Source organism: Maribellus maritimus (genome assembly GCF_022267315.1).
Taxonomy (GTDB): domain Bacteria; phylum Bacteroidota; class Bacteroidia; order Bacteroidales; family Prolixibacteraceae; genus Draconibacterium; species Draconibacterium maritimum.
Genome location: NZ_JAIKLE010000004.1, coordinates 118,370 through 141,321, shown reverse-complemented (window position 1 = coordinate 141,321; position 22,952 = coordinate 118,370). Strand labels below are relative to the sequence as shown.

Here is a 22,952-nt window from a genome sequence, read left to right as displayed (position 1 = left end):
TTAAATTTGCAGCAACAAAATCATCTGCAATGAAGTATTCTTTTCTGCTTATTCCAATCGTTTTATTTGTTTTTCTGTCATGTAATGGAGACAAGTCACCAAAAATCGTTACGGTTAAAGTGAAAGCACCTTTTGAAATGCCGGCGATAACCATCCCTGATTTTAGCAACTGCCCAAAATTCCCGATCACTGATTTTGGGGCTATTCCTGAAGACAAGGAAAAAAATACATTAGCCATAAAAAAAGCCATTCAAAAGGCCAATCAAATGGGGGGAGGTACAGTTGTAATCCCTGAGGGGGAATGGATAACAAAAAAAATCCATTTTCAAAGCAATGTAAATATCCATGTTAAAAAAGGAGCTGTACTTCTTTTCTCGGGAGATCCTGAGGATTACTTACCGGCAGTGCAAACTACCTGGGAAGGAATGGAGTGCTATAATTACTCGCCTTTAATTTACGCTTACGAATGTAAAAACATAGCCATAACCGGCGAAGGCAAACTAAAAGCTCAAATGGATGTTTGGGAAAAATGGTTTGCCCGGCCTCCGGCGCATATGAATAGTCTAAAACGGTTGTACAATCTTGCAGCAAAAGATGTCCCGGTGGAAGAACGCCAAATGGTAAACGACACGGCCCATTTACGCCCCCACTTTATTCAGTTTAACCGGTCGGAAAATATTCTACTCGATGGTTTTTCCATTACAAACAGCCCCTTTTGGACAATTCACCCTTATTTATCGAAAAACGTGGTTATCCGGAATTTGAATGTTTATGCGCATGGCCATAACAACGATGGAGTTGACCCGGAAATGAGTCAAAACATGTTGATAGAAGATTGTGTATTTGACCAGGGAGATGATGCGATTGCCGTAAAATCAGGCCGTAACCAGGATGCCTGGCGACTAAATACTCCAACAAAAAATCTGGTTATCCGAAACTGTCTGGTAAAAAACGGGCACCAGCTGCTGGCAATAGGAAGCGAATTATCAGGCGGCGTGGAGAATATTTATATGAGCAATTGCAAAGTGAAAGACGATGCCAACATGTTTCACCTGGTATTTATAAAAACCAACGAACGAAGAGGGGGCTATGTGAAAAATATTTATGTGAACAATATCGGGGCCGACAAAATGAGTGAAGGTATTCTCGGAATTGAAACCGATGTGCTCTACCAGTGGCGCGACTTAGTTCCCACTTACGAGAAACGCCTGACACCCATTTCCGATATTTATCTGGAAAACATAAAGGCAAATTCGGTAAAATTTATCTCCCGGATTTTAGCCCAGGATAAACTTCCGGTTAAAAATGTTGTTCTCAAAAATATTAAAGTAGATCAAATTGAGGGAGAGCATTTTATTCATAAAAATGTGACAAACTTTAAAATAGATAAAAAATAAAGTTTGCTGACAATTTTATGAAAATAGCAGTAAGCGGATCACACAGAGTTGGGAAAAGTTCATTGATTGAAAAACTGGGAGAAGTATTTCCGGATTATATCTGTAAACCTGAACCTTATTATGAACTGGAAGAAACCGGCCATTTTTTTTCTGAGATTCCTGATGTTGACGATTATATTGTGCAATTAAGATATTCAATAGAGCAAGTTGTGTCTGCCGAAAGCAACATTATTTTCGACCGTTGCCCAATCGATCTTCTCGCATACATCCAGGCATCAGATGAATTTGGAGAAGTGGATATCCAGTCGCTGTTTCGGGAAGTAACAGACGCAATGACCAAAATCGACCTGCTTGTTTTTGTCGCGGTTGAAGAGCCCGACATAATTTCCTGTGCAGAATCAGACTTGCCTGAACTGAGAATACAAGTTGATGAAATTCTGAGGGAATGGGTCCAGGATCTCGATTGTACGTTAATTGAAGTTTACGGTTCGCTGTCAAATCGCAAAGACATGATTCTAAAACAGATAAAAAAGATGAATTAAAATGGTAAAAATCTGTCTTTAAATTAACATTGGGAAGCCCTGTTGAACAACAAATATTTTCTACCTTTCCACCTCCAAAATCATAAAAAAATGAAACAACTTCACCTGATTATCTCAGCGCTGCTACTGTTTTTTGTTTCAAATCTGTTTTCACAGGAAGAAACATTTTCAATCACGCACGGTCCATACCTGCAAGCATTAACCGAAAATGAAGTAACGATTGTTTGGACAACCAACCGAAAAGGTATTTCGTGGGTGGAACTGGCTCCCGATGACGACACTCATTTCTATCTTACTGAACGTCCGCGTATTTATTCCGAAGGTTTTGGTTTTAAAGTTGTAGATTCGGTACATGTTGTAACATTAACCAATTTGGAGCCCAATACAACGTATCGTTACCGGATTTATTCACAGGAAGTTTTAAGCCATGTTGGTACCAAAGTTTTATATGGAACTGTTGCGGCGAGTAATGTGTACCGAAAAAAACCCTTTGAATTCGCAACAAACAATCCGAAAAAAAACGACATATCATTTCTGGTTATAAATGATATTCACGGGAACAATGACTTAATGGAGAATCTTTTAAAAGGAACAGATTGGGGCAAAACAGATCTTGTTTTTTTTAATGGTGATATGACCAACGATATCCGTTCAGAAGAACAGTTATTTGGAGATTTTCTGGATAAGTCAGTAGAATTGTTTGCCAGTGAAACACCAATGTATTATGCACGCGGAAATCACGAGACAAGGGGCAACTTTGCAACCACTTTTCCAAGATACTTTCCCACTCCAACCAAGCAATTGTACTATATGTTCAGGCAGGGGCCGGTTTGTTTTGTAGTGCTCGACTGTGGAGAGGACAAACCCGATTCAGATTTGGAATACAGCAGAATTGTGGCTTTCGACCGCTACCGCACTCAACAGGCAAACTGGTTAAAAGAAGCGGTAAAAAAAGATATTTTTCTTGATACGCCCTATCGCGTAGTGATAGTTCATATGCCTCCGTTTGGTGGCTGGCACGGCGAACAGGAGATTAAGGACAAGTTTGTACCGGTACTTGAAAAAGCCGGCATCGATGTGATGCTTTGCGGGCATCTTCACCGACATGTTTTCAAAAAGGCAGGCGACGGACAAAATTTCCCCATTATTGCCAATGCCAATAAAGCTGTTATAAAAGCACATACTGAAAACTCAGTGCTGGTTCTTGATGTTGCAGATGAAGAAGGGAAAGTTGTACAGAACTTAAAAATTTCTGCAAGAAAATAGAGAAACAATTCAACTCATGTTTACTTTTCGTTTCGAAATTCAAGCGAAAGAAGATTAATTGAATGATCCCCGCCGCTTTCCGGTTAAATTCTCTATTTTTGTGACTTCAATTTTATTTGCAGAATTTTTTCGATATGAAGATATCATACAAATGGTTAAAAGATTACATCCAACTGGATGAATCGCCCGAAGAAGTAGCTAAAATTCTTACCCAAACCGGTTTGGAAGTGGGTGGTTTGGAAGAAGTGGAAACCGTAAAAGGTGGCATGAAAGGGCTGGTTATTGGTGAAGTGGTGACTTGTGAAAAACATCCGAACTCAGATCACCTGAGTAAAACAACCGTTAATGTTGGAACCGGCGAACTCCTGCCAATTGTTTGTGGAGCCCCCAACGTGGCAGCCGGCCAGAAAGTTATTGTGGCTACCGAAGGAACAACACTTTACATGGGCGATGATGAGTTTACCATTAAAAAATCAAAAATAAGGGGTGAAGTTTCGCAGGGGATGATTTGTGCAGAAGATGAAATCGGTATCGGAACGGACCACGAAGGAATTATTGTTCTGGAAGATTCCGTTCAGGTAGGAGTGGCTGCTAAAGATTATTACAATGTGGAATCAGACTGGATGATCGAGATCGACCTCACTCCCAACCGAATCGACGGAGCATCGCACATTGGCGTGGCGCGTGATTTGGCTGCCTTTCTGAAAAAAACAAAAGATGTAGCATATACCCGTCCATCGGTTGAGAATTTTAAAGTCGACAACCACGATCTGGAAATTCCGGTGGAAATAGGCACTCCGGAGGCTTGCAAACGTTATGCAGCCGTAACCATTTCAGGCGTTGAAATCAAAGAATCGCCCGATTGGCTGAAAAATAAATTACGTGTAATTGGGCTTACTCCAATTAGTAATGTAGTTGACATCACCAATTTCGTACTCTTTGAAACCGGACAACCCTTACACGCTTTTGATGCCGACAAAATTACAGGCAGGAAGGTAATTGTAAAAACAATGCCCGCCGGAACCAAATTTACAACACTGGATGAAGTTGAACGTGATTTGGATGAAAACGACCTGATGATTTGTAATACAGAAGAAGGCATGTGTATCGGCGGTGTATTTGGTGGAATAAAATCAGGAGTCAAAGATTCAACCAAAAACATTTTTCTGGAAAGCGCATATTTCGATCCGGTTTTTATTCGGAAAACTGCTCGTCGCCATGGGCTAAACACTGACGCTTCGTTCCGCTTTGAACGTGGAATTGATCCGAACGGAGTAATTTATGCGTTAAAACGTGCGGCTTTGTTAATGAAAGAATTGGCCGGCGGTACCATTTCCTCTGAAATTGTGGATGTGTATCCCGAACCTATTGAAGACTTTAAAGTTGACATTTCCTACGCAAATGTTACCCGTCTCATCGGGAAAGAGCTGGGCACCGAACAAATCAAAAAAATACTTACATCGCTCGAAATAAAAATTGAAAGTGAAACCGAGAAGGGATTGTCCTTGCTGGTTCCTCCCTACCGGGTTGATGTGCAGCGTGAAGCTGATGTAATTGAAGAAATCCTGCGTATATACGGGTACAACAATGTTGAAATCCCCTCGCTGGTAAAATCATCATTACAATACGCCGAGCAGCCCGATATGAACCTGATGCGCAACCTGGTTTCTGAAATGCTTAGTTCTCAGGGATTCAACGAAATATGGTCAAACTCATTAACCAAAGCAGGCTATTACGAAGGATTAACACAATATAAAGAAGACCAGACAGTAAAACTATTAAATCCTTTGAGTGCCGACCTGAACGGGATGCGTCAGTCTTTGTTATTTGGAGGATTAGAGGCCATTGCATACAACGCCAACCGCCAGAATAAAAGCCTGAGTTTTTATGAGTTCGGGAACTGTTACTTTTTTAAAGGAACCGAACTGAAAGAACACCCTGAAACCAATTACTGGGAAGAAGAACATCTGGGTTTATTTGTTACCGGAAATAAATCAGAAGAAAGCTGGACAAACAAGGAATCTCCGGCAACTTTCTACAGCATAAAAACTTATGCAGAAAACATTCTGAAAAAACTGGGTATGAATCCGGAACAACTTCAGCTTTCTGAAACAGAGAACGAGCTATTTGATGAAGGATTACAATATCAATCGAACAACAAAACGATTCTCGAAATTGGAATTGTGGCCAAAAAATGGCTCAAAAAATTTGATATCGAAAACCCGGTATATTACGCTGATTTAGATTGGGGGCGTATTATTTACGAAAAACGAAATCACAAAATAGTATTCGAAGAATTGCCCAAATTTCCGGCAGTTCGACGAGACCTGGCTTTGTTGATTGACAAACCGGTTAAATTTAGTCAAATAAAAGAAAGTGCTTTTAAAGTGGAGCGTCAGATTTTACGAAGCGTAAATCTATTCGATGTGTATGAAGGAAAAGGGGTGCCTGAAGGTAAAAAATCGTATGCGGTTAGTTTTATTCTCCGGGACGACAATAAAACACTAAAGGACAAGCAAATTGATAAAACAATGAAAAAAATGCTTTCCGCTTTTGAACGTGATTTTGATGCACAATTAAGATAGACCGGAAACAATATAAATATTGTTATCCCGGGTACAAAATATCCGGGATTTTTATTCTGACAAACAAATATGCAAAACTATACCAAAGGAATAATTTATGCTTCAACCACTGCTTTCTTTTGGGGATTTCTGGCGATCGCCTTAAAAGTAGCTACGCGGGAAGTTGAACCGGCTACCATCGTTTGGTTCCGTTTTTCTGTGGCTTTTGTTATGCTTTCCGTTTGGCAAATATTCCAGAATCCTTCCTCCTTCCGGATTCTGAGACGCCCTCCCCTGCTTCTGATACTGGCCGGAATCGGACTCTCCTGGAATTATATGGGATATATGTTGGGAATTCACTACACCACTCCAAGCAATGCACAACTTTTTATTCAAACCGGCCCGATTATTCTTGCGGTTGCCGGTCTTGTTTTTTTTAAGGAAAAACTTAAACGAAACCAAATCATTGGATTTTCTGTAGCTATTATTGGTTTCTCTTTTTTTTACCGCGACCAGTTGTCTGCCTTTTTTGAAAGTCAGGAAAAATATAACCTTGGAGTATTATTCACCATTTCAGGAGCCATTGCCTGGTCAACTTATGCTATTTCACAAAAAAAACTGGTAATCAGGCACTCTGCGGAAAGTTTAAATCTTTTCCTGTTTGGTTTTCCTGCTTTGATTTATATCCCTTTTATTGACTTAACACCGCTTTTTCATTTACATTGGACATGGTGGCTTTTAATGATCTTCCTCGGAGCAAATACTTTTATTGCATACTCTTGTCTGGCGTTGGCACTAAAATATCTCGAAGCCAATAAAGTAAGTATTATCATCATTGTAAACCCGATGATCACTTTTATAACCATGGGGATTTTAACTGAAATGGATGTCAGCTGGGTAGCGCATGAACGTTTCTCAATAATTACTATTTTGGGAGCAGCGTTGGTTTTTGCAGGAGCGATACTTGTTGTTTGGAGGAAAAGAAAAAAGATTTAATCGCTCTTATATTTTCTTTCCCTATTTCCCGAATGAACATGTTTTTGTAAATTGGAAAAAATTTCAGGCAACTTATGATGAAAAATATCAATTCCCTTTATCTGTTTCTTTCAGTTATATTTTTGCTGTCGTGTAACAGCAAGGAATCAAAAATTATCACTGTAAGCGGAGAAATTCCGGCGGAAGAAATCGGGAAAACCTTACACCACGAACATATTCTGGTTGATTTTATTGGAGCCGACAGCACCGGATATCACCGCTGGAATAAAGAGGAGGTCGTTGAAAAAGTACTTCCATATCTTTTGGAAATAAAAAAACTCGGATACAAAACAATAGTTGAATGCACCCCGGCCTATTTGGGACGCGATCCTGAATTATTAAAAATGCTGGTGGAGAAATCAGGTTTGCAGATCATTATCAACACCGGATACTACAGTGCCGTTGGTGCAAAATATATTCCCGAACACGGTTTTACAGAAACAGCAGAACAACTTGCTGAACGCTGGATTGAAGAGGCAAAAAACGGAATCGAAGGAACCGGAGTTTACCCGGGTTTTATTAAAATTGCCGTTGAACGGGCATCCCTGGAAGAAATAAACCGCAAGGTAGTTGAAGCTGCCTGTATTACACATAAAGCGACCGGACTAACAATTATGTCACATACAGGATTGGCCGTCCCTGCATTTCAGGAATTGGAAATCCTGAAAAACTATGGTGTTCATCCTTCTGCATTTATCTGGACACATGCGCATAACGAACGCGATTTAAGCAAACCAATTGAAGCTGCGCAAATGGGAGCCTGGATTGGATATGACAATTTCACACCGGAGAAACTGGACCGATTTGTAAATTTTGCTCTTCAAATGAAAAAAGAAGGATTACTTCATAAACTGCTTTTCTCTCACGATGCAGGATGGTATCGTCCGGGAGAGCCCGGTGGTGGAAATTTCAGAGGATACACCGAAATAGAAGAATACCTGATTCCTGCGTTGGAAAAAAATGGTCTGTCACAACAAGACATTTATCAAATTTTTACACTTAACCCAGTGGAGGCATTTAAAATACAAGTTCGACCCGTTCAATCATGAATCTGTCAAAAAATCAAAACGCAAACTAAAAATAATAATTTCCACACTTCGATATTGATATTCTTTATTCACAAAGTGAAGTGACTCAACTATTTTTGTCAAAATTATAATGCTTTTTGAACCTTTTTTGTAAACCCTTGAATACTTTTTCCGTATCATATGTTAATTAAAAAATTTGAGCAACTAACCATTTTCCTACGATCACTGTTGTTCAATCCTAAAAAATCGGGGCTATGAATCAAATGTCAAACAGTATACTGGCATACATCCCTCAAAATTCAAACGCAAAATCCGTTTTAAAACAATTTCTGCGCTTTCACAAGCCATTGAAGATGCGAATATTTTTCTTGAATATTCTTGAAAGATCATCGTTCCTTACCATGGGACTTCAGCCCAAAAAGAAGGATTCAATAAAAAATCATGCAAAACAAAATCTAATCGATTTTCTGAAAAAAACGACAAAAAAAGAACTGCCGGATGAATTTATTCCGCGTATAAAAATAGGAGAAAAACTATCCACCTTAATAAAAGAATCAAAAAATGGGGGATACGATTTTATTGCTCTTGACAAAAATGACAGCGGACTCAAAAATACAATGATAAACAAACTCATTATTCGCTCACATTGTCCGGTTTTACTTCTCAACAAAAAGACCTCATTAAAAAAGATTAAAACAATTGTCGTCCCAATCGATATTTCGCAAACCACAACAAAAAGACTATTTTGGGCTACTTTTTTTGCAAAAAAATGGAAAGCCAAAGTCAAAATTGTTTCGGCCTTAAACATCGATATCAATGAAGGCAGGAGTTTGGCCCGAAAAAATGCTGATCACCTGAAAGAGATGTTAACCAAACGTGGTGTGGAGTGTGAAGTTGAAATTTTAAAGGTACACAACCAACTCAAGCACAAAGTAATTCTCGATTATATTACGGAAGAAAATCCTGATTTGATCATCATACGAACACACCAGGAATCTATTTTTGCCGACCGGCGCATCGGTCAGTTTGTTACTCAAATCGTGTACGGCTGTGAAATGCCGGTTTTTACGGTTGGCCACTCTACACAATCTCTTTCCCTGGATAATATTCGATAAACCATTTAAAAACTTCAACAAAAACCATGACTGACAAGTTACAGGAAATAACAGAAAAAATATATAATGAAGGCATTGTAAAAGCCCGGGATGAGGCAGAAAAGATAAAAGAAAACGCAAAGAAAGAGGCCGAAAAAATTATCAATGAAGCCCAGAAAAAAGCCGGAGAAATTCTCGCGAAAGCAAAATCAGACGCAGATGAGCGAAAAAGTAATGCAGAGTCGGAAATGAAGCTGTCTGCACGACAGTTTCTGAGCAAATTAAAACAGCAGGTTACCAATTTAATTTTGGCACAGCAAGTGGATAGCACTGTTCAGGAAACGTTTTCTGATAAAACATTTATTCAAAAAATCATCATAACCATTATTGAAAAATGGCAGCCCGCTGAAAATGGCGAAATGGATTTAAAAATTATGGTGCCGCAACACGAGCTTAACGGTTTAACCGCCATATTAAACCAGAGGGCTGCAGAAGCAATGAAAAAAGGCCTTGATGTACAGGTGGATTCAAAGCTAAAAACCGGCTTCAAAATCGGACCAAAAGACGATCGTTTTGTCGTGCGGTTTACCGACCTTGATTTTGAAAACTATTTTAAAACCTATTTAAAAGAGACAACACAAAAATTGTTATTCGAAGATTAGTGAACAATGCTTGACAGTTATCAATAAGACCAGAAAAAGCAACTAGTAAACTGGGTTTTAGATGAGATACTTGTAAGGTTACCATTTAAAATTCGACCATGTTTAAAAAGAATTATTACTGTTTGATTGCCGGATTGCCCGATTTGTTTTTTAATGAACTTAAATCAGAAATTACTCCTGTATCATTTCGCAGGATATTAAAAAATGATCTTATTCCGGCTGATTTTGAATTTGTAAGGATGTTGTTTTATCCTGACGACAATAACAACCTGCTTAACCAGATATTTGATTCCGGCGCTACTTTTAACTGTTCAGGGAATTTCGCAAAAAAATTTCTTGACGAACAAATCGAAAATCCCACTGAAATTCCGGAATACATGATTCAGTTTTTAAAATGGATAAAAAATAAAGACATAAAACAACATCATCTTCTTGCTGAAAATAAACTCCATACACTTTTTTATGAATATGCAGCCAAAATCAAAAACCGCTTTTTGAGAGATTGGTTTTTGTTCGACCTGAAGATCAACAACCTCATTACTGCATTTCATTGCCTCACTTATAAATATGAAATATCCGAGCACCTGATTCATACTGAAGAAACCAATGTGATGAATTCGCTTTTACTGGGAAACCAACTAAAACCGGAATATTTTGATGATGAAATTCCTTTTGCATCTGAAATTATCAGGGTGATTGAAACCGATATGGAAATGAATGAAAAAGAAAAAAACATCGATAAAATAAAGTGGAACTACCTCGATGAGCAGACTTTCTTTGACTATTTCACCATTGAAAAAATATTGAGCTATACGATTAAACTAAAAATGATTGAACGCTGGACAAAACTGGATAAAAAAACGGGCAAAGAACTGCTTGAAAAATTGTTGACCGAACTAAAAACAAGTTATGTATTTCCGGAAGAATTTAGCGTTCCAAAATAAAACACATGAGTACAAAGGGAAAAATAACCGGAATAATCTCCAACCTGGTTATGGTTGAATTCGACGGACCGGTATCGCAAAATGAAATCTGTTTTATCATTCACTCTGAAGTAAGACTGATGGCAGAGGTTATCAGAATAGGAGGAAAAACAGCTTATGTACAGGTCTTTGAAACCACTCGCGGCTTGAAAACCGGCACCATAGTTGAATTTACAGGGCATATGCTGGAAGCCACACTGGGGCCGGGAATTTTATCAAAAAACTTCGATGGGTTGATGCACGACCTCGATAAAATGACCGGTATTTTTCTTCAAAAAGGAGATTATACACCTGCGCTGGAAGACGATAAATTGTGGAAATTTAAACCACTCGCAAAACCCGGTGATGAAGTCCTTGCCGGCTCATGGCTTGGAGAAGTAAGCGAAAACTGGATTCCGCATAAAATAATGGTTCCCTTTATTTTTAAGGGAACGTTAACTGTAACAGATGTGGTTTCTGAGGGTGAATATCAAATCAACGACACCATTGCCATTTTAACTGATACAGAAAAACAGGAACATAAAGTGACCATGGTACAAAAATGGCCGGTTAAAATTCCCATAAAAGCTTACAAGGAAAAACCGCGTCCATTTGATTTTATGGAAACCGGGATTCGGGTAATCGACAGTCTGAACCCAATTGTTGAAGGGGGAACCGGATTTATTCCCGGACCTTTCGGAACCGGCAAAACAGTGCTGCAACATGCGCTTTCAAAACAGGCTGAAGCTGACATGATTGTGGTTGCTGCCTGCGGAGAACGTGCGAACGAAGTAGTTGAGATTTTTACTGAGTTTCCTGAACTGGATGACCCCAGATCGGGAAGAAAACTAATGGAACGAACAACCATTGTTGCCAACACATCGAACATGCCGGTGGCGGCACGCGAGGCGTCGGTTTACACGGCAATGACTATTTCTGAATACTATCGTTCTATGGGATTAAAAGTCTTGTTGCTGGCCGACTCCACGTCGCGCTGGGCACAAGCGTTGCGCGAAATGTCGAACCGCATGGAGGAATTGCCCGGGCCCGATGCCTTCCCGATGGATTTGCCTGCAATTATTTCAAACTTTTATGCCCGTGCCGGATTTGTTTATCTCAACAACGGAAAAACTGGCTCGGTAACATTTATCGGAACAGTTTCACCTGCCGGTGGAAATTTAAAGGAACCGGTAACCGAATCTACCAAAAAGGCAGCCCGTTGTTTTTATGCTTTGTCGCAAACGCGTGCCGACAGTAAACGTTACCCCGCCATCGATGCAGTTGACAGTTATTCGAAATACCTCGAATATCCTGAGTTTCTGGAATTCATGAAAAAAAATATCTCGCCTAAATGGGTGGATAACATTATCCTGGCAAAAAACATCCTCATCAGAGGGCGTGAAACATATGAGCAGATTAATATTCTTGGCGACGATGGTGTTCCCATCAATTATCACGTTATTTTCTGGAAATCAGAGGTAATCGATTTTGTTATTCTGCAACAGGATGCTTTTGACAAAGTAGATGCATCAACCCCAATCAAACGCCAAAGATACATGATGGACAAAGTGCTGGAAGTGTATCATACTGATTTTCATTTTGATTCATTTGAAGATGTGAATCCCTATTTCAAAAAAATAATAAACGTATTCAAGCAGATGAATTACTCGGAATTTGAAAGCGACGATTTCAAAAAATACGAAAACGAGTTGCAGGAAATTATTCAAGAGAGAAAAAAAGAAAAAGCAGAAATCAACTAACCGGAATAAAGAATGGAAACCACTGCATTTCAGAAAATATATACAAAAATTGAACAGGTTACCAAGGCAACAATTGCACTTCACGCTTCAGGTGTGGGCAACGAAGAAATGGCGGTTGTTAACGACCGTTTGGCGCAGGTAGTTAAAATTGAAAAAGATTTAATTACCCTCCAGGTTTTTTCAGGTACAGAAGGAATACCAACCAATGCAGAAGTGGTTTTTCTTGGGCATGCGCCACAACTTTCGGTTAGCGACGAATTAGGCGGGCGCTTTTTTAATGCTTACGGACAACCAATTGATGGTGGTCCGGAAGTAGACGGTAAAAAAGTGGAAATCGGAGGTCCTTCGGTAAACCCTGTACGACGCGAACAACCTTCTGAACTAATTACTACCGGAATTGCCGGTATAGATCTGAACAACACCCTGGTTACCGGGCAAAAAATACCGTTCTTTGCCGATCCCGACCAGCCTTATAATCAGGTGATGGCAATGGTGGCCTTGCGGGCAAAAGCCGACAAAATTATCCTGGGTGGAATGGGTATAACCAACGACGACTACCTCTTTTTCAAAAATGTGTTTGAAAACGCCGGTGCTATCGAACGAATCATCAGTTTTGTAAATACCACGGAAAATCCACCGGTTGAGCGTCTGCTGGTTCCGGATATGGCTTTAACTGCTGCTGAATATTTTGCTGCCGAAAAAAACCAAAACGTGCTGGTCCTTTTAACCGATATGACCCTGTTTGCCGATGCGCTGAGTATTGTCTCAAACCGAATGGATCAGATTCCTTCAAAAGACAGTATGCCCGGCTCGTTATACAGCGATTTGGCTCGTTTATACGAAAAAGCAGTGCAGTTTCCAAGTGGTGGTTCAATTACCATTATTGCAGTTACTACACTATCGGGCGGAGACATTACACACTCCATTCCCGACAATACCGGATACATTACCGAGGGACAGTTGTTCCTTAGAAAAGACACTGATATAGGGAAAGTTATTGTTGACCCCTTTCGAAGTTTATCGCGCTTAAAACAGCTGGTGATAGGCAAAAAAACGCGGGAAGACCACCCGCAGGTTATGAACACGGCAATCCGACTTTTTGCCGATGCAGCCAACGCAAAAACAAAAATTGAAAATGGCTTTGATCTGACCGATTACGACAAACGAACCATGAGTTTTGCCAAAGAGTATTCCGAAAAATTACTCGCTATCGACATCAACATTGAAATTGGAAAAATGATTGATACCGGCTGGAAGTTATTCAATAAATACTTTTCTGTGGCAGAAATTGGAATTAAATCTGAATTTGTAGAGAAATACGGGAGAAGTATAGAAAATAAAAAAAATTAAATGTCATGGAAAATCAACTGGTTACAATCCTCCGAATAACAAAGCCGCAAGTTGGAAGTTTTGTAAAAAGAAGGTTCGAATCAGAAGGAATTGAATGCTTTTTCACCAATGAAGGTTTGAAAATGGGTGGCGTTTACAATCCTGATGAAGTTCTGCTAAAAGTAAAAGCCGGAAAATCAGAAAAAGCCATTAAGCTGCTTTTGAATATGCATAGGGAATATGATCTGGACACCTTATCGGAAGACGCATCATATGCGCAAATGAAAAAAATTCTTTTGCCGGTTAAAATGAGCGAGGGTTGTCTGGAGCTATGCAAATTTGCCATTTCAGTAGCTCAAAAAAACAACGCCGAAATAAAGCTTTTGTATGTTTATGAAGATCCTACCATTCACAATTCAGCCAAACACACGGTTTCATGGGAAAAACATGTAAAAATGGAACTTCAGGAAGCTCACAAAAAAGCGCAACTCAAACTGGTAAATTTTAGCCTCGAAATCAAAAAAATTGTCCCTAATGATCTCCTGAGATCTGTAAATCTGCACTACCGGATGTTAAAAGGAATTCCGGAACATGTAGTTGTGGATGCCGCAGAAAGATATCAGCCTGACATTATTTTAATGGGCAGCAAGGGAGAATACGAAAAAGCAAATGAATTTCACGGTAAAACGATTGCTAAAGTAATTGAACATTCCAACTTCCCGGTATTGGTCGTTCCGCCAAAGGCTGATTTTGAGGGCAAAGATAAAATCAATGTAATGTATGCTACAGACTTTTATGATTCAGATAATTCATCGCTGAATAAGTTGTTGGCGATATTGCAGGCTTTTGATAAACAAATCTATTGTGTACACATCGATTTAAACGATGACTCGCACCACCAGGAAAAAGTTAATGAGTTAAATAAATTGTTGGCCCGCGATTACAGCGTTCATAACATTAAATGTGTGCTATTTGAAAGCGACAATGTGGTTAAAGGACTTGAAACTTTTGCTGAATCAAATGACATTGACGTCATATCATTTTCAAAAATGAAGCGCTCGTCTTTTTATAAAATGTTTCATTCAAGCCTTTTGGAGAGAATTGTCTTAGTTGAAAATATTCCAATACTAATATTTCCGGTGTAACAAAATTATAAACCATTGCCTTTAAAATTTCAATATAACAAAACGGCGTTGCAACAACTGAATAAGCAGCTTAATATCAGACTGCGTGCACTTCCCACCTTAAAAAACAAAGAAGCCGCACTTCGTATGGAAGTAAAAAAAGCCAAAGATAAAATTCATGAACTGGAAAAAAAGCTAAGTTCTGAACTTACAAAAGAGTCAGAATCAGTTGGTCTGTGGAATGAATTTAAGCCAAATTTGGTTGATGTTGGCGATGTAAAAATCTCAACAAAAAAAATTGCCGGAGTTAAAATACCGGTTTTTGAAAAAATCGCATTTAACGAAAAAGAATTCAGCATCTTTGAAAACCCGAAATGGTTTTCCTACGGGATTTCAATTGTAAAAAACCTTGCCGGAATTGGAACCGAACGGGAATTTTATTTACGAAAAATGACTTTGCTTGACTATGCCCGAAAAAAAACCACACAAAAAGTCAACCTGTATGAAAAAGTGCAAATTCCGGAATATAAAGATGCAATTCGAAAAATAAAACGCTTTCTGGAAGATGAAGAAAATCTATCAAAGTCAGCACAAAAAATTGTAAAAAAACGACAGCAAAAATAACGAAAGGCGCACTAATGATTGTTCCAATGTACAAATATTATTTCCTGGTGTTTTATAAAGAATACAATCAATTTCTTGAGAATATTCAAAAACTGGGAGTGATTCATGTGATTGAAAAGAAAGTTAAACTCACCAGCGAAATCAAAGAAAAATACGGAACCATTGAGCAACTGGAAAAAATCATCGATTTTCTGGAAAAACGGGAAATAAAACAGTTGGAAGATCTGCATGTGGAATCAGATGGAATAAACATTATGAACAACGTTTTCCGCAAACAAAAGGAACTGGAAATACTGGAACAAGAGCTTGAGGAAGAAAAAAAAGAACTAAAAAAGGCAAAACCGTGGGGCGATTTTTCGCACGAAATCCTTGGAAAACTCAAAAAAGAAAATTTGTTTGTCCGTTTTTTTATTGGTACAAAAAAGAAATACAACGAATGCCTGAAAAGAGGAAATATTGTCGAGATTATTTCTGAAACGGAAAACCAGGTGTTTTTTATTGTCCTGTTAAAAGACGACGAAAAAGCAGAATACGAACTGGATGAAGTTGAACCGCCCAAAATTCCGTACCCAAACATAAAAATTAAGTGTGACGAGCTGGAAGAGGAGATTGAAACCATCAACCGGCAACTGGATGAAATTGCTGCAAAAGATATTCCATCTATGGAAAAAACAAGGATGGAAATTATGGAATCGCTGTGCTTTGAAAAAGTAAAACTTAACACGGCCAAAGAAGCTGATGAAAAGCTAATGATTCTGGAAGGCTGGATTCCCTCAACAAAAAAACAACTTATTGATGATTTTCTGGAACAAAACAGCGTTCATTTTTATTTCAGAAGGGCGACGCCTGATGATAACATCCCGGTACTTCTGAAGAACAACAGCTTTAGCAAACTTTTCGAACCCATTGGCAATATGTTTTCGCTGCCCGATTACCACGAAATGGATTTAACCGTATTTTTTGCCCCGTTTTTTATGCTGTTTTTTGGTTTTTGTTTGGGCGATGCCGGATATGGACTACTTTTTATTATTGGTGCCGGAATTTACAAACTTAAAGCAAACAAACAAGTAAAGCCCTATCTGTCACTCATTCAGTTTTTGGGTTTGGCAACCGTAATTTTTGGGTCTGTTTCCGGAACCTTCTTTGGCATTAATCTCATTCAGACTGAAGCTGACTGGCTGCAAAACATAAAAGGTTTGTTCCTCGATCCAAATAAAATGTTCAATCTGGCACTGGTTCTCGGTGCCGTACAAATCATTTTTGGCTTGTTTATAAAAGCGGCCAACCAAAGCAAACAATTCGGGTTTTCATATGCTTTGTCAACCATTGGTTGGCTGGTTGTTTTGTTGGGCAGCCTAATTTACTTTTTGCTGGTAAATTTAAACGCAATTTCTCCAAACTCTGTGATTTTATACGTCGTCTTTTCGGCCGGCGGATTTTTTATCCTGTTTTTCAGCGATCCGAAAGCAAACATTTTTTCTCGTGTTGGCTCAGGAATCTGGGATGTATATTCAACAGTCACAGGAATATTTGGCGATTTACTTTCCTACATCAGACTCTTTGCGCTTGGATTATCAAGTGCCATTTTGGGCTTTGTAATTAACGACATCGCCCTGCAGATATTAGGATCTTCAAAAATTCTGGGGCCTGTTTTTTTTGCGATATTCCTGTTACTGGGGCATACTTTGAATATCCTGATTTCATCACTTGGTTCGTTTGTCCACCCCATGCGACTTACCTTTGTTGAGTTTTACAAAAATGCCGGTTTTAAAGGCGGAGGAGAAGAATATAAACCATTTTCGAAATAAAAAAACGTAAATAAATAAAACAATTGAAAGGAGATAAATTATGACAACTGCAGTTATTTTGGCTTACATAGGGCTGGCAATTATGCTCATTTTTTCAGGAATTGGAAGCGCGGTTGGTGTATCAAAAGGCGGAAATGCAACCGTCGGTGCGCTCAAAAAAAAGCCTGATAAGTTCGGAAGTTATTTGTTGTTAAGCGCTCTCCCCGGAACACAAGGTTTGTATGGTTTTGCAGGATTCTTTATTATCAACAGCCAGGGAATTATTTCAGATGAAATGAGCATGTTACAGGGAGTTGCAATTCTGGCAGCCGGTTTTACCCTTGGATTTGTAGGATTCTTTTCAGCACTAAACCAGGGCGATGTCACATCAAACGGAATTGCCGGAATTGGATCGGGGCACGATATTTTTGGAAAAACCATGGTACTGGCCGTTTTCCCGGAACTGTACGCTATTATTGCGTTTGCAGCAACTTTCCTCATCAGTATGAGTCTGTAAAGGAAAAAACATCTCTCAAACCAATCAAAACTAATTTGCACTGGAACAACAAAATAGTGTAATTTTATAATAATTACTGGTTTTGAGTAATCATCTTTTATTACAAATCTAAATCCGGCGAAACCATGGTGTACGTTTTCAGATTAATTTTACTCCTTGTTGCGATTATATTTTTTAATGAGGAATCTTTTGCGCAGATAAAAATTGAAGCCGGCGATCCGCCAAACAATTCCGACATACCAACTTTTTTCAAATCAAAAGTGTCTGAAATCCAGGATGAAATTGATAATGTAAAACTGGGTGAAGTAAAAACCATAGCTGTTTCACCCGGCGGTCTGCCTGTTTACGCTGTATATTATGGTGAAAAAGAAAATTTTCATTCGCAGGCAAATTATAATTCGGCAGTTGCAGCCCGCAACCCGGCGTTTTATGCACAAAAAGACAGCATAAGCAAACCCGTTGTATTTTTTGTAGGCCCGGTTCACGGGCATGAAGTAGAAGGAATGGCCGGGTTAATTAACCTTATCCATATCGCCGAAACCGGAAAAGATTACAGGGGAAAAGACTGGTCGGCACTAAAAAAGAAAATCGAACAATGCCGAACCATTATTATTCCATGTGGAAATCCTGACGGAAGAAAACGATGTCCTTACGACAGTTTCATAGGGCTTCCAACAAAAATAATGACTAAATACGGACAGGGAACACACAAAGACGGAACTTCGTGGGGATGGCCACATGCAAAATCGCTTCATCCAATGAAAGGAGACGTCGGAATTTTAGGAGCCTATTTTAACGATAACGGAATTAATATCATGCAGGACGAATATTTTAATCCGATGGCAAAAGAAACCAAAGCGATTTTGGAAATTGCACAAAAAGAAGCTCCTGACTTAACCGTTTCACTGCACTCACACGAGAACCGCCCGATAGTTTTGCAACCTGCCTATTTGCCCCTGTTTATGAAAGAACGTGTGTATGATTTGGCGCATCGTGTAAACAACAGATATAAAAAGAATAATCTGGCTCACTGGCCCGACGACTGGTTCTGGTCGCCTGAGCCGGATGATAAAAGATTTCCTCCAGCAAAAACATTTAATCTTATTTCTGCTCTTCATCATATTTCCGGAACCATGGCATTTACTTTTGAATGCAGTCACGGCTCTGTTTCTGAAAATTCTCCTGAACCTGTTGTCAGGTATGATGATATTTTGGACATTCAATTGTTGTTATATGACGAAATGTTCAATTATATTCTGGAAAAAAGATTATTATGGCAAAAGTCAGCTCCCGATTAAAACGAATGGAGCCCAGTAGTAAGGGTGGCTGTAACGACTGTTCTTAACCAGCTTCAGTTTTGCAGCATGTAACGACTCAGAAATATTCATCGCCCGTTCAATAATTCCGTCGTAAAAAGGCACCATCATTTCTGATGTAGAGGTGTCATCTACTTTCCAAAGCGAAAGCAACAGATTTTTTGCTCCCGAATAAAGAAAAGCTCTCGAAAACCCCAGCATTCCTTCTCCTTCGGCAATTTTCCCTAAACCTGTTTCACATGCTGAAAGCGTAATTAACTCGGCATCAAACTGCAGGTTATATATTTCGCCTGTGTATAAAATATTCTCTGAATTGTGCTCTAAACCAGGAGCAAAAAATAACCCGGAAAGATCGGGATTGTTTTTATCGATAAATCCATGCGTTGCAATATGGATAAACTTAAAATCCCGAAGATTTTGTTGCTTGATTTGCGCTTTAGACGACTGCAAATTGACAAAAACTCTGGAAGTCAAATGATTAAAATAAAATAAAGAGTCAATTTTCAGAATTTCCTGTTCAGAGGCCTGAAGCGGTGCTAACCACAATTCATTTAATTTTGTTTGATAAGTCCGGAGCATATTTTCATCTTGTAAATCAGCTTCCGCCACTCCGGGTTCCACCTGACTCTTAAATACAGGTGCAAAGGCGAGAAAAGAATCTTCTTTGTCGTTCAGACCGTTTTCTGAATTTAACTTCAACCAAATTGCAAGCGAAGGAGAATAACTGATTTCAATTTTATTTAGAAGAAAAGGCCAGAATTCCGGCTTTACACCAGGAGCGACACTGTCTGTAAGCAATGCTTCAAAAGGCAAAACAGTGAGCGCTCCGTCAGGAATCACTATCATTTTCTTGTAGTTTCCGGCAACAATATCATCCGGAATTAAAAGTGAAAAAAGTTGATGTGCTTTTTCAAGATAAATATCATCCAGCTTTAAGGTAATTCCTTTTCTCATCCCGGTTAAAAGATCATCAAAACCTGATACAGGAATTTTTTCCAGTTTACTCTGTTTTTTTGCTATTTGCATTCGGAAAAATGCGTGTTCTGAAACAAAAAAGGATAACACGACAGTTTCATCATCAAGCTTTTCTCTAATTTCTCTTAGTCCGGGAACTGCATTTTTATTCCTCAAATTATAATATTCCGGATAACTCTTTTCGAGGTATTTAACCAGATTTTTATACTCTTCTCTGCTTGCAAATAATTTTTCCTGAATATTTCTTTTTTCCAAACTATCCTCTTCCAATTCAGCCTGAAGTGTTAAAAAATTTATTCGCCCTAACATCACCTCTTCACGATTCAGAGCCGAATCCGGAATCCCTGCATATCTCTTTTCACTCTTTTCTGAAATAGAATTTAACAAAACCAGGTTTTTACTCTTTTCAATGTATTTAAAGGATGTTTCAAAGGTTGTTGCATCTTGTTGTTCGGTATGATGAATAAAACATTCCAAAACCGCTTCAGTTAAGTTTTTTGCATTGCGGGCCAGGTTAATTTTATCATCTTTATCAAACAAAAAATTTCGCTGAACAGACAAAATAGAATCGGCAATTTGAAAACCAAACATCGATTTTTCACAAACTGACTCTGTTGTATTCCCTGATTCTGAAGAAAGTTTTCCCTGTAAAAGATAACTTTCAAAAAGAATAGACGGATCTAAACAGGCTTCATAAATGTTGTCCGGATTCTCTTCTCCATTCAAATTGGCAGATATGGATTTTTTAACCATCTGCCCGGCAAGCGTGTAATCACCACTTTTGAAATAAATCTCAGCCAGTTTATTATATGAGTTTGCCAAAACCGGATGTCTTCCCTTAAAAAGCTGAGAGAGACTTTGGGTTGCTTTATTATAATTGTAAATGGCAGAGTCTGTTCTATTTAAAAAAGAATATGTTTCTGCAATATTGCTTAATGTGTTGAGATATTTTTCTGAGGTTTCCAGTCCGTTTTCCACGTAAATTTTTGAAGCAAGTTTCAGATAGTGTAGTGAGGTTTCCGGCTGCTTGTGATTTTTATAAACCAGCCCCAGATTGTTGTATAACGGAGCTACTTCAATCGCTTGTTTTCCATAAATATTTGCCATGATTCCAACAGCTTTTTCAGTGGCTTTTAACTCGTTATCAAAATCACCAAGCTCCTCATATACATTGGCAAGATTTTGATAGACTTTGCCATTCTTCTCATTTCCCTGTCCAAAAATATCGGTATAAATCGCCAGTGATTTCTGAAAATACCGGTACGATTCAACATTTGCCTTCAGAAGATTGTAAACAGCTCCCATATTTAAGTATAAATCAGCCAGTTTACCCAGTTCATTTATTTCCCGCAAAATGCTTTCAGCTTTTTCATAATAATCGAGAGCGCCCCTGTAATTTCCCAACATGGTCTGAATCTCTCCCGCATTCATATAGTTCAGATATACTGAAGGATCGCGGGTTTCCATTTTAATTTCAATCGCTTTGTTATAATACAAAATTGCCTTATCAAAATCACCCAAATCACTATATATCAAACCAATATTATTAACAACACCACCCACCTGCGGATGTTTGGGACCAAGTTCTTCAATTCTGATTTTTTCTGCTTTTTTCAGTAGTTCAATAGCCGAATCAAAATCTCCGTATTTTCGTTTTATCAGTCCTAAAACATTGTAAGAATATCCAATATCAAGCCTCGAAACCGGATACTTTTTTTCGTACATTTCAATAATGAAACGAAAAGCTGAGTCTGCTTCTAATATCTGGCTACTAAGGTAGTACGAGTAGCCAAGTTCAATAAAATACTGACCATACAAATCAGGAGAAATAAAAGGCAGCTTTTTGTCTTTGTTCCTGAATTTGCCAAGTTTTTCGTTTACATTTTTAGCAAACCCAATTCCTGAAAGTTTATGTGAGAGCTCAAAAATTCGTATATATTCCGCATTTGTAAAATCCTCCGGATTCCGGGTCGTAAAAATCTGATTATAAAATGAAATAGCCTCATCCCCGTTGTAGTTTTCAACGGCCTGTTCCAATCTGACAAACAATGAATCAGGCTGAGCACGTGAAATAAGTCCGGTTAAACTGAGAGTTAAAACAAGGCTGATACATCTTATTGGCATTATATTTCTTCGATCTTAACGGTTGCTACTTCCTTGGGATCACCCACTTCAAACTGAATTAAATCCTGATTGGCCTGCCGCGTAAACTTACTGCCTACCAATGGAATAACATAAACAGTTTGTGCAGTAACAAATGATTTTGTGGGAGAATTATCGTTTTTATCTTTCGGGTTTAATTCCGCTAAAAACTCTCCTTTTTCATTAAAAATACATACAAAAACATTTCCCCTCTCTGTCTGACGATTGATTCTGATTTCAGCCGTCTGGTTTTCCGAAGCTTCCACCCGGAGAAACTGCTGCGTTGCATAATCTACAGTCGAAGGGTCCGTAAAAAGTTCATCTCCCGAGATACTAAATTTTACCGGCGGACGAATATATCTTCCGACACTTATGGCTGAAGCCGTTGCATTGTTTCTAAAAACCAAAACCTCGGCACTGTTAAAATCTCCTTCACCCCCATTTTGTCCGAATTTATACCTGTTTCCATCTTCAGATAACAAAACCTCGTACAACGCCGGAACAGCAAATAAATAAAACGGATTTCCACGACCGTTGGTAAAAGTTTGTCCGGTATTCATTCTCCGCACAGCACTTCTATCCGTTGACATCAAAATAATTCCGGGGATTTTTGATGCAACATCTACACTTAAATTCCCGCTTCTGCCGGGCTCCCTGAAATAGTAATATTTGTTATTATCAAAACGAAGTTGCTGTAAATCCTGCTGTGCAAAAGAACAGACAGACAGAAAAATCAAACCAATAACAAAAGAAGGAAACTTTTTCATGTTGGATTTTTTAGATTTATTATTTTTTATCTTTAATCAAACAACATTTCCGATATTTTAT

The 22,952-nt window shown here is 38.7% G+C and carries 18 protein-coding genes; 16 read left to right on the top strand and 2 right to left on the bottom strand.

Translation table 11 applies throughout. From position 1 onward, the window contains the following. Nucleotides 1-29 precede the first annotated feature (29 nt). The 16 genes from K5G00_RS05315 to K5G00_RS05240 all read left to right on the top strand — a co-directional run bounded on the left by K5G00_RS05315 (nucleotide 30) and on the right by K5G00_RS05240 (nucleotide 18,989). Nucleotides 30-1,397 (top strand): glycoside hydrolase family 28 protein, encoded by a 1,368-nt coding sequence (locus K5G00_RS05315; RefSeq protein ID WP_238764854.1) that lies wholly within the window; start codon nucleotides 30-32, stop codon nucleotides 1,395-1,397. Nucleotides 1,398-1,414: 17 nt separating this feature from the next. After that, entirely contained in the window at nucleotides 1,415-1,939 is a 525-nt protein-coding gene (locus tag K5G00_RS05310) for an ATP/GTP-binding protein (protein WP_238764852.1), read from the top strand. 90 nt (nucleotides 1,940-2,029) lie between these two features. Further along, nucleotides 2,030-3,205, top strand: a complete 1,176-nt coding sequence (locus K5G00_RS05305) for a purple acid phosphatase family protein (RefSeq protein ID WP_238764851.1) — start codon at nucleotides 2,030-2,032, stop codon at nucleotides 3,203-3,205. A gap of 134 nt (nucleotides 3,206-3,339) precedes the next feature. Beyond that, entirely contained in the window at nucleotides 3,340-5,790 is a 2,451-nt protein-coding gene (pheT, locus tag K5G00_RS05300) for a phenylalanine--tRNA ligase subunit beta (protein WP_238764849.1), read from the top strand. 69 nt (nucleotides 5,791-5,859) lie between these two features. Then, nucleotides 5,860-6,765 (top strand): DMT family transporter, encoded by a 906-nt coding sequence (locus K5G00_RS05295; protein ID WP_238764846.1) that lies wholly within the window; start codon nucleotides 5,860-5,862, stop codon nucleotides 6,763-6,765. 74 nt (nucleotides 6,766-6,839) lie between these two features. Next, nucleotides 6,840-7,853, top strand: coding sequence for a phosphotriesterase family protein (locus K5G00_RS05290; RefSeq protein WP_238764833.1), 1,014 nt, complete (start codon nucleotides 6,840-6,842; stop codon nucleotides 7,851-7,853). Between the two features lie 233 nt (nucleotides 7,854-8,086). After that, a complete protein-coding gene (locus K5G00_RS05285; RefSeq protein WP_238764827.1) occupies nucleotides 8,087-8,947 on the top strand; it encodes a universal stress protein in 861 nt (286 codons plus the stop codon). Further along, a complete protein-coding gene (locus K5G00_RS05280) occupies nucleotides 8,944-9,588 on the top strand; it encodes a DivIVA domain-containing protein (RefSeq protein ID WP_317235534.1) in 645 nt (214 codons plus the stop codon). The genes K5G00_RS05285 and K5G00_RS05280 overlap by 4 nt, the downstream gene beginning before the upstream one ends. Nucleotides 9,589-9,686: 98 nt before the next feature. Beyond that, nucleotides 9,687-10,532 carry a DUF2764 family protein gene (locus K5G00_RS05275; protein WP_238764823.1) on the top strand — a complete coding sequence of 282 codons (846 nt, stop codon included), beginning with the start codon at nucleotides 9,687-9,689 and terminating at the stop codon, nucleotides 10,530-10,532. Nucleotides 10,533-10,537: 5 nt separating this feature from the next. Continuing rightward, nucleotides 10,538-12,310 (top strand): V-type ATP synthase subunit A, encoded by a 1,773-nt coding sequence (locus K5G00_RS05270; protein ID WP_238764821.1) that lies wholly within the window; start codon nucleotides 10,538-10,540, stop codon nucleotides 12,308-12,310. 12 nt (nucleotides 12,311-12,322) lie between these two features. Beyond that, nucleotides 12,323-13,660, top strand: coding sequence for a V-type ATP synthase subunit B (locus K5G00_RS05265; protein ID WP_238764819.1), 1,338 nt, complete (start codon nucleotides 12,323-12,325; stop codon nucleotides 13,658-13,660). Nucleotides 13,661-13,665: 5 nt separating this feature from the next. Continuing rightward, nucleotides 13,666-14,784 (top strand): universal stress protein, encoded by a 1,119-nt coding sequence (locus K5G00_RS05260; RefSeq protein WP_238764811.1) that lies wholly within the window; start codon nucleotides 13,666-13,668, stop codon nucleotides 14,782-14,784. 15 nt (nucleotides 14,785-14,799) lie between these two features. Then, nucleotides 14,800-15,387: a V-type ATP synthase subunit D gene (locus K5G00_RS05255; RefSeq protein ID WP_238764809.1), complete on the top strand. Its 588-nt coding sequence runs from the start codon at nucleotides 14,800-14,802 to the stop codon at nucleotides 15,385-15,387. A 14-nt stretch (nucleotides 15,388-15,401) separates the two neighbouring features. Then, on the top strand, nucleotides 15,402-17,195 hold the full coding sequence (locus tag K5G00_RS05250) for a V-type ATP synthase subunit I (protein WP_238764808.1): 1,794 nt from the start codon (nucleotides 15,402-15,404) through the stop codon (nucleotides 17,193-17,195). Between the two features lie 40 nt (nucleotides 17,196-17,235). Next, a complete protein-coding gene (locus tag K5G00_RS05245) occupies nucleotides 17,236-17,691 on the top strand; it encodes a V-type ATP synthase subunit K (protein ID WP_158868720.1) in 456 nt (151 codons plus the stop codon). A 125-nt stretch (nucleotides 17,692-17,816) separates the two neighbouring features. Then, on the top strand, nucleotides 17,817-18,989 hold the full coding sequence (locus tag K5G00_RS05240) for a M14 family zinc carboxypeptidase (RefSeq protein ID WP_238764806.1): 1,173 nt from the start codon (nucleotides 17,817-17,819) through the stop codon (nucleotides 18,987-18,989). On the opposite strand, the gene K5G00_RS05235 is transcribed toward K5G00_RS05240, so the two are convergent. Both K5G00_RS05235 and K5G00_RS05230 read right to left on the bottom strand, forming a co-directional pair. After that, nucleotides 18,975-22,106 carry a CHAT domain-containing protein gene (locus K5G00_RS05235; protein ID WP_238764804.1) on the bottom strand — a complete coding sequence of 1,044 codons (3,132 nt, stop codon included), beginning with the start codon at nucleotides 22,104-22,106 and terminating at the stop codon, nucleotides 18,975-18,977. The two genes, K5G00_RS05240 and K5G00_RS05235, sit on opposite strands and share 15 nt — an antisense overlap. After that, nucleotides 22,106-22,891, bottom strand: coding sequence for a hypothetical protein (locus K5G00_RS05230; protein ID WP_238764802.1), 786 nt, complete (start codon nucleotides 22,889-22,891; stop codon nucleotides 22,106-22,108). The genes K5G00_RS05235 and K5G00_RS05230 overlap by 1 nt, the downstream gene beginning before the upstream one ends. Between the last annotated feature and the right edge of the window lie 61 nt (nucleotides 22,892-22,952).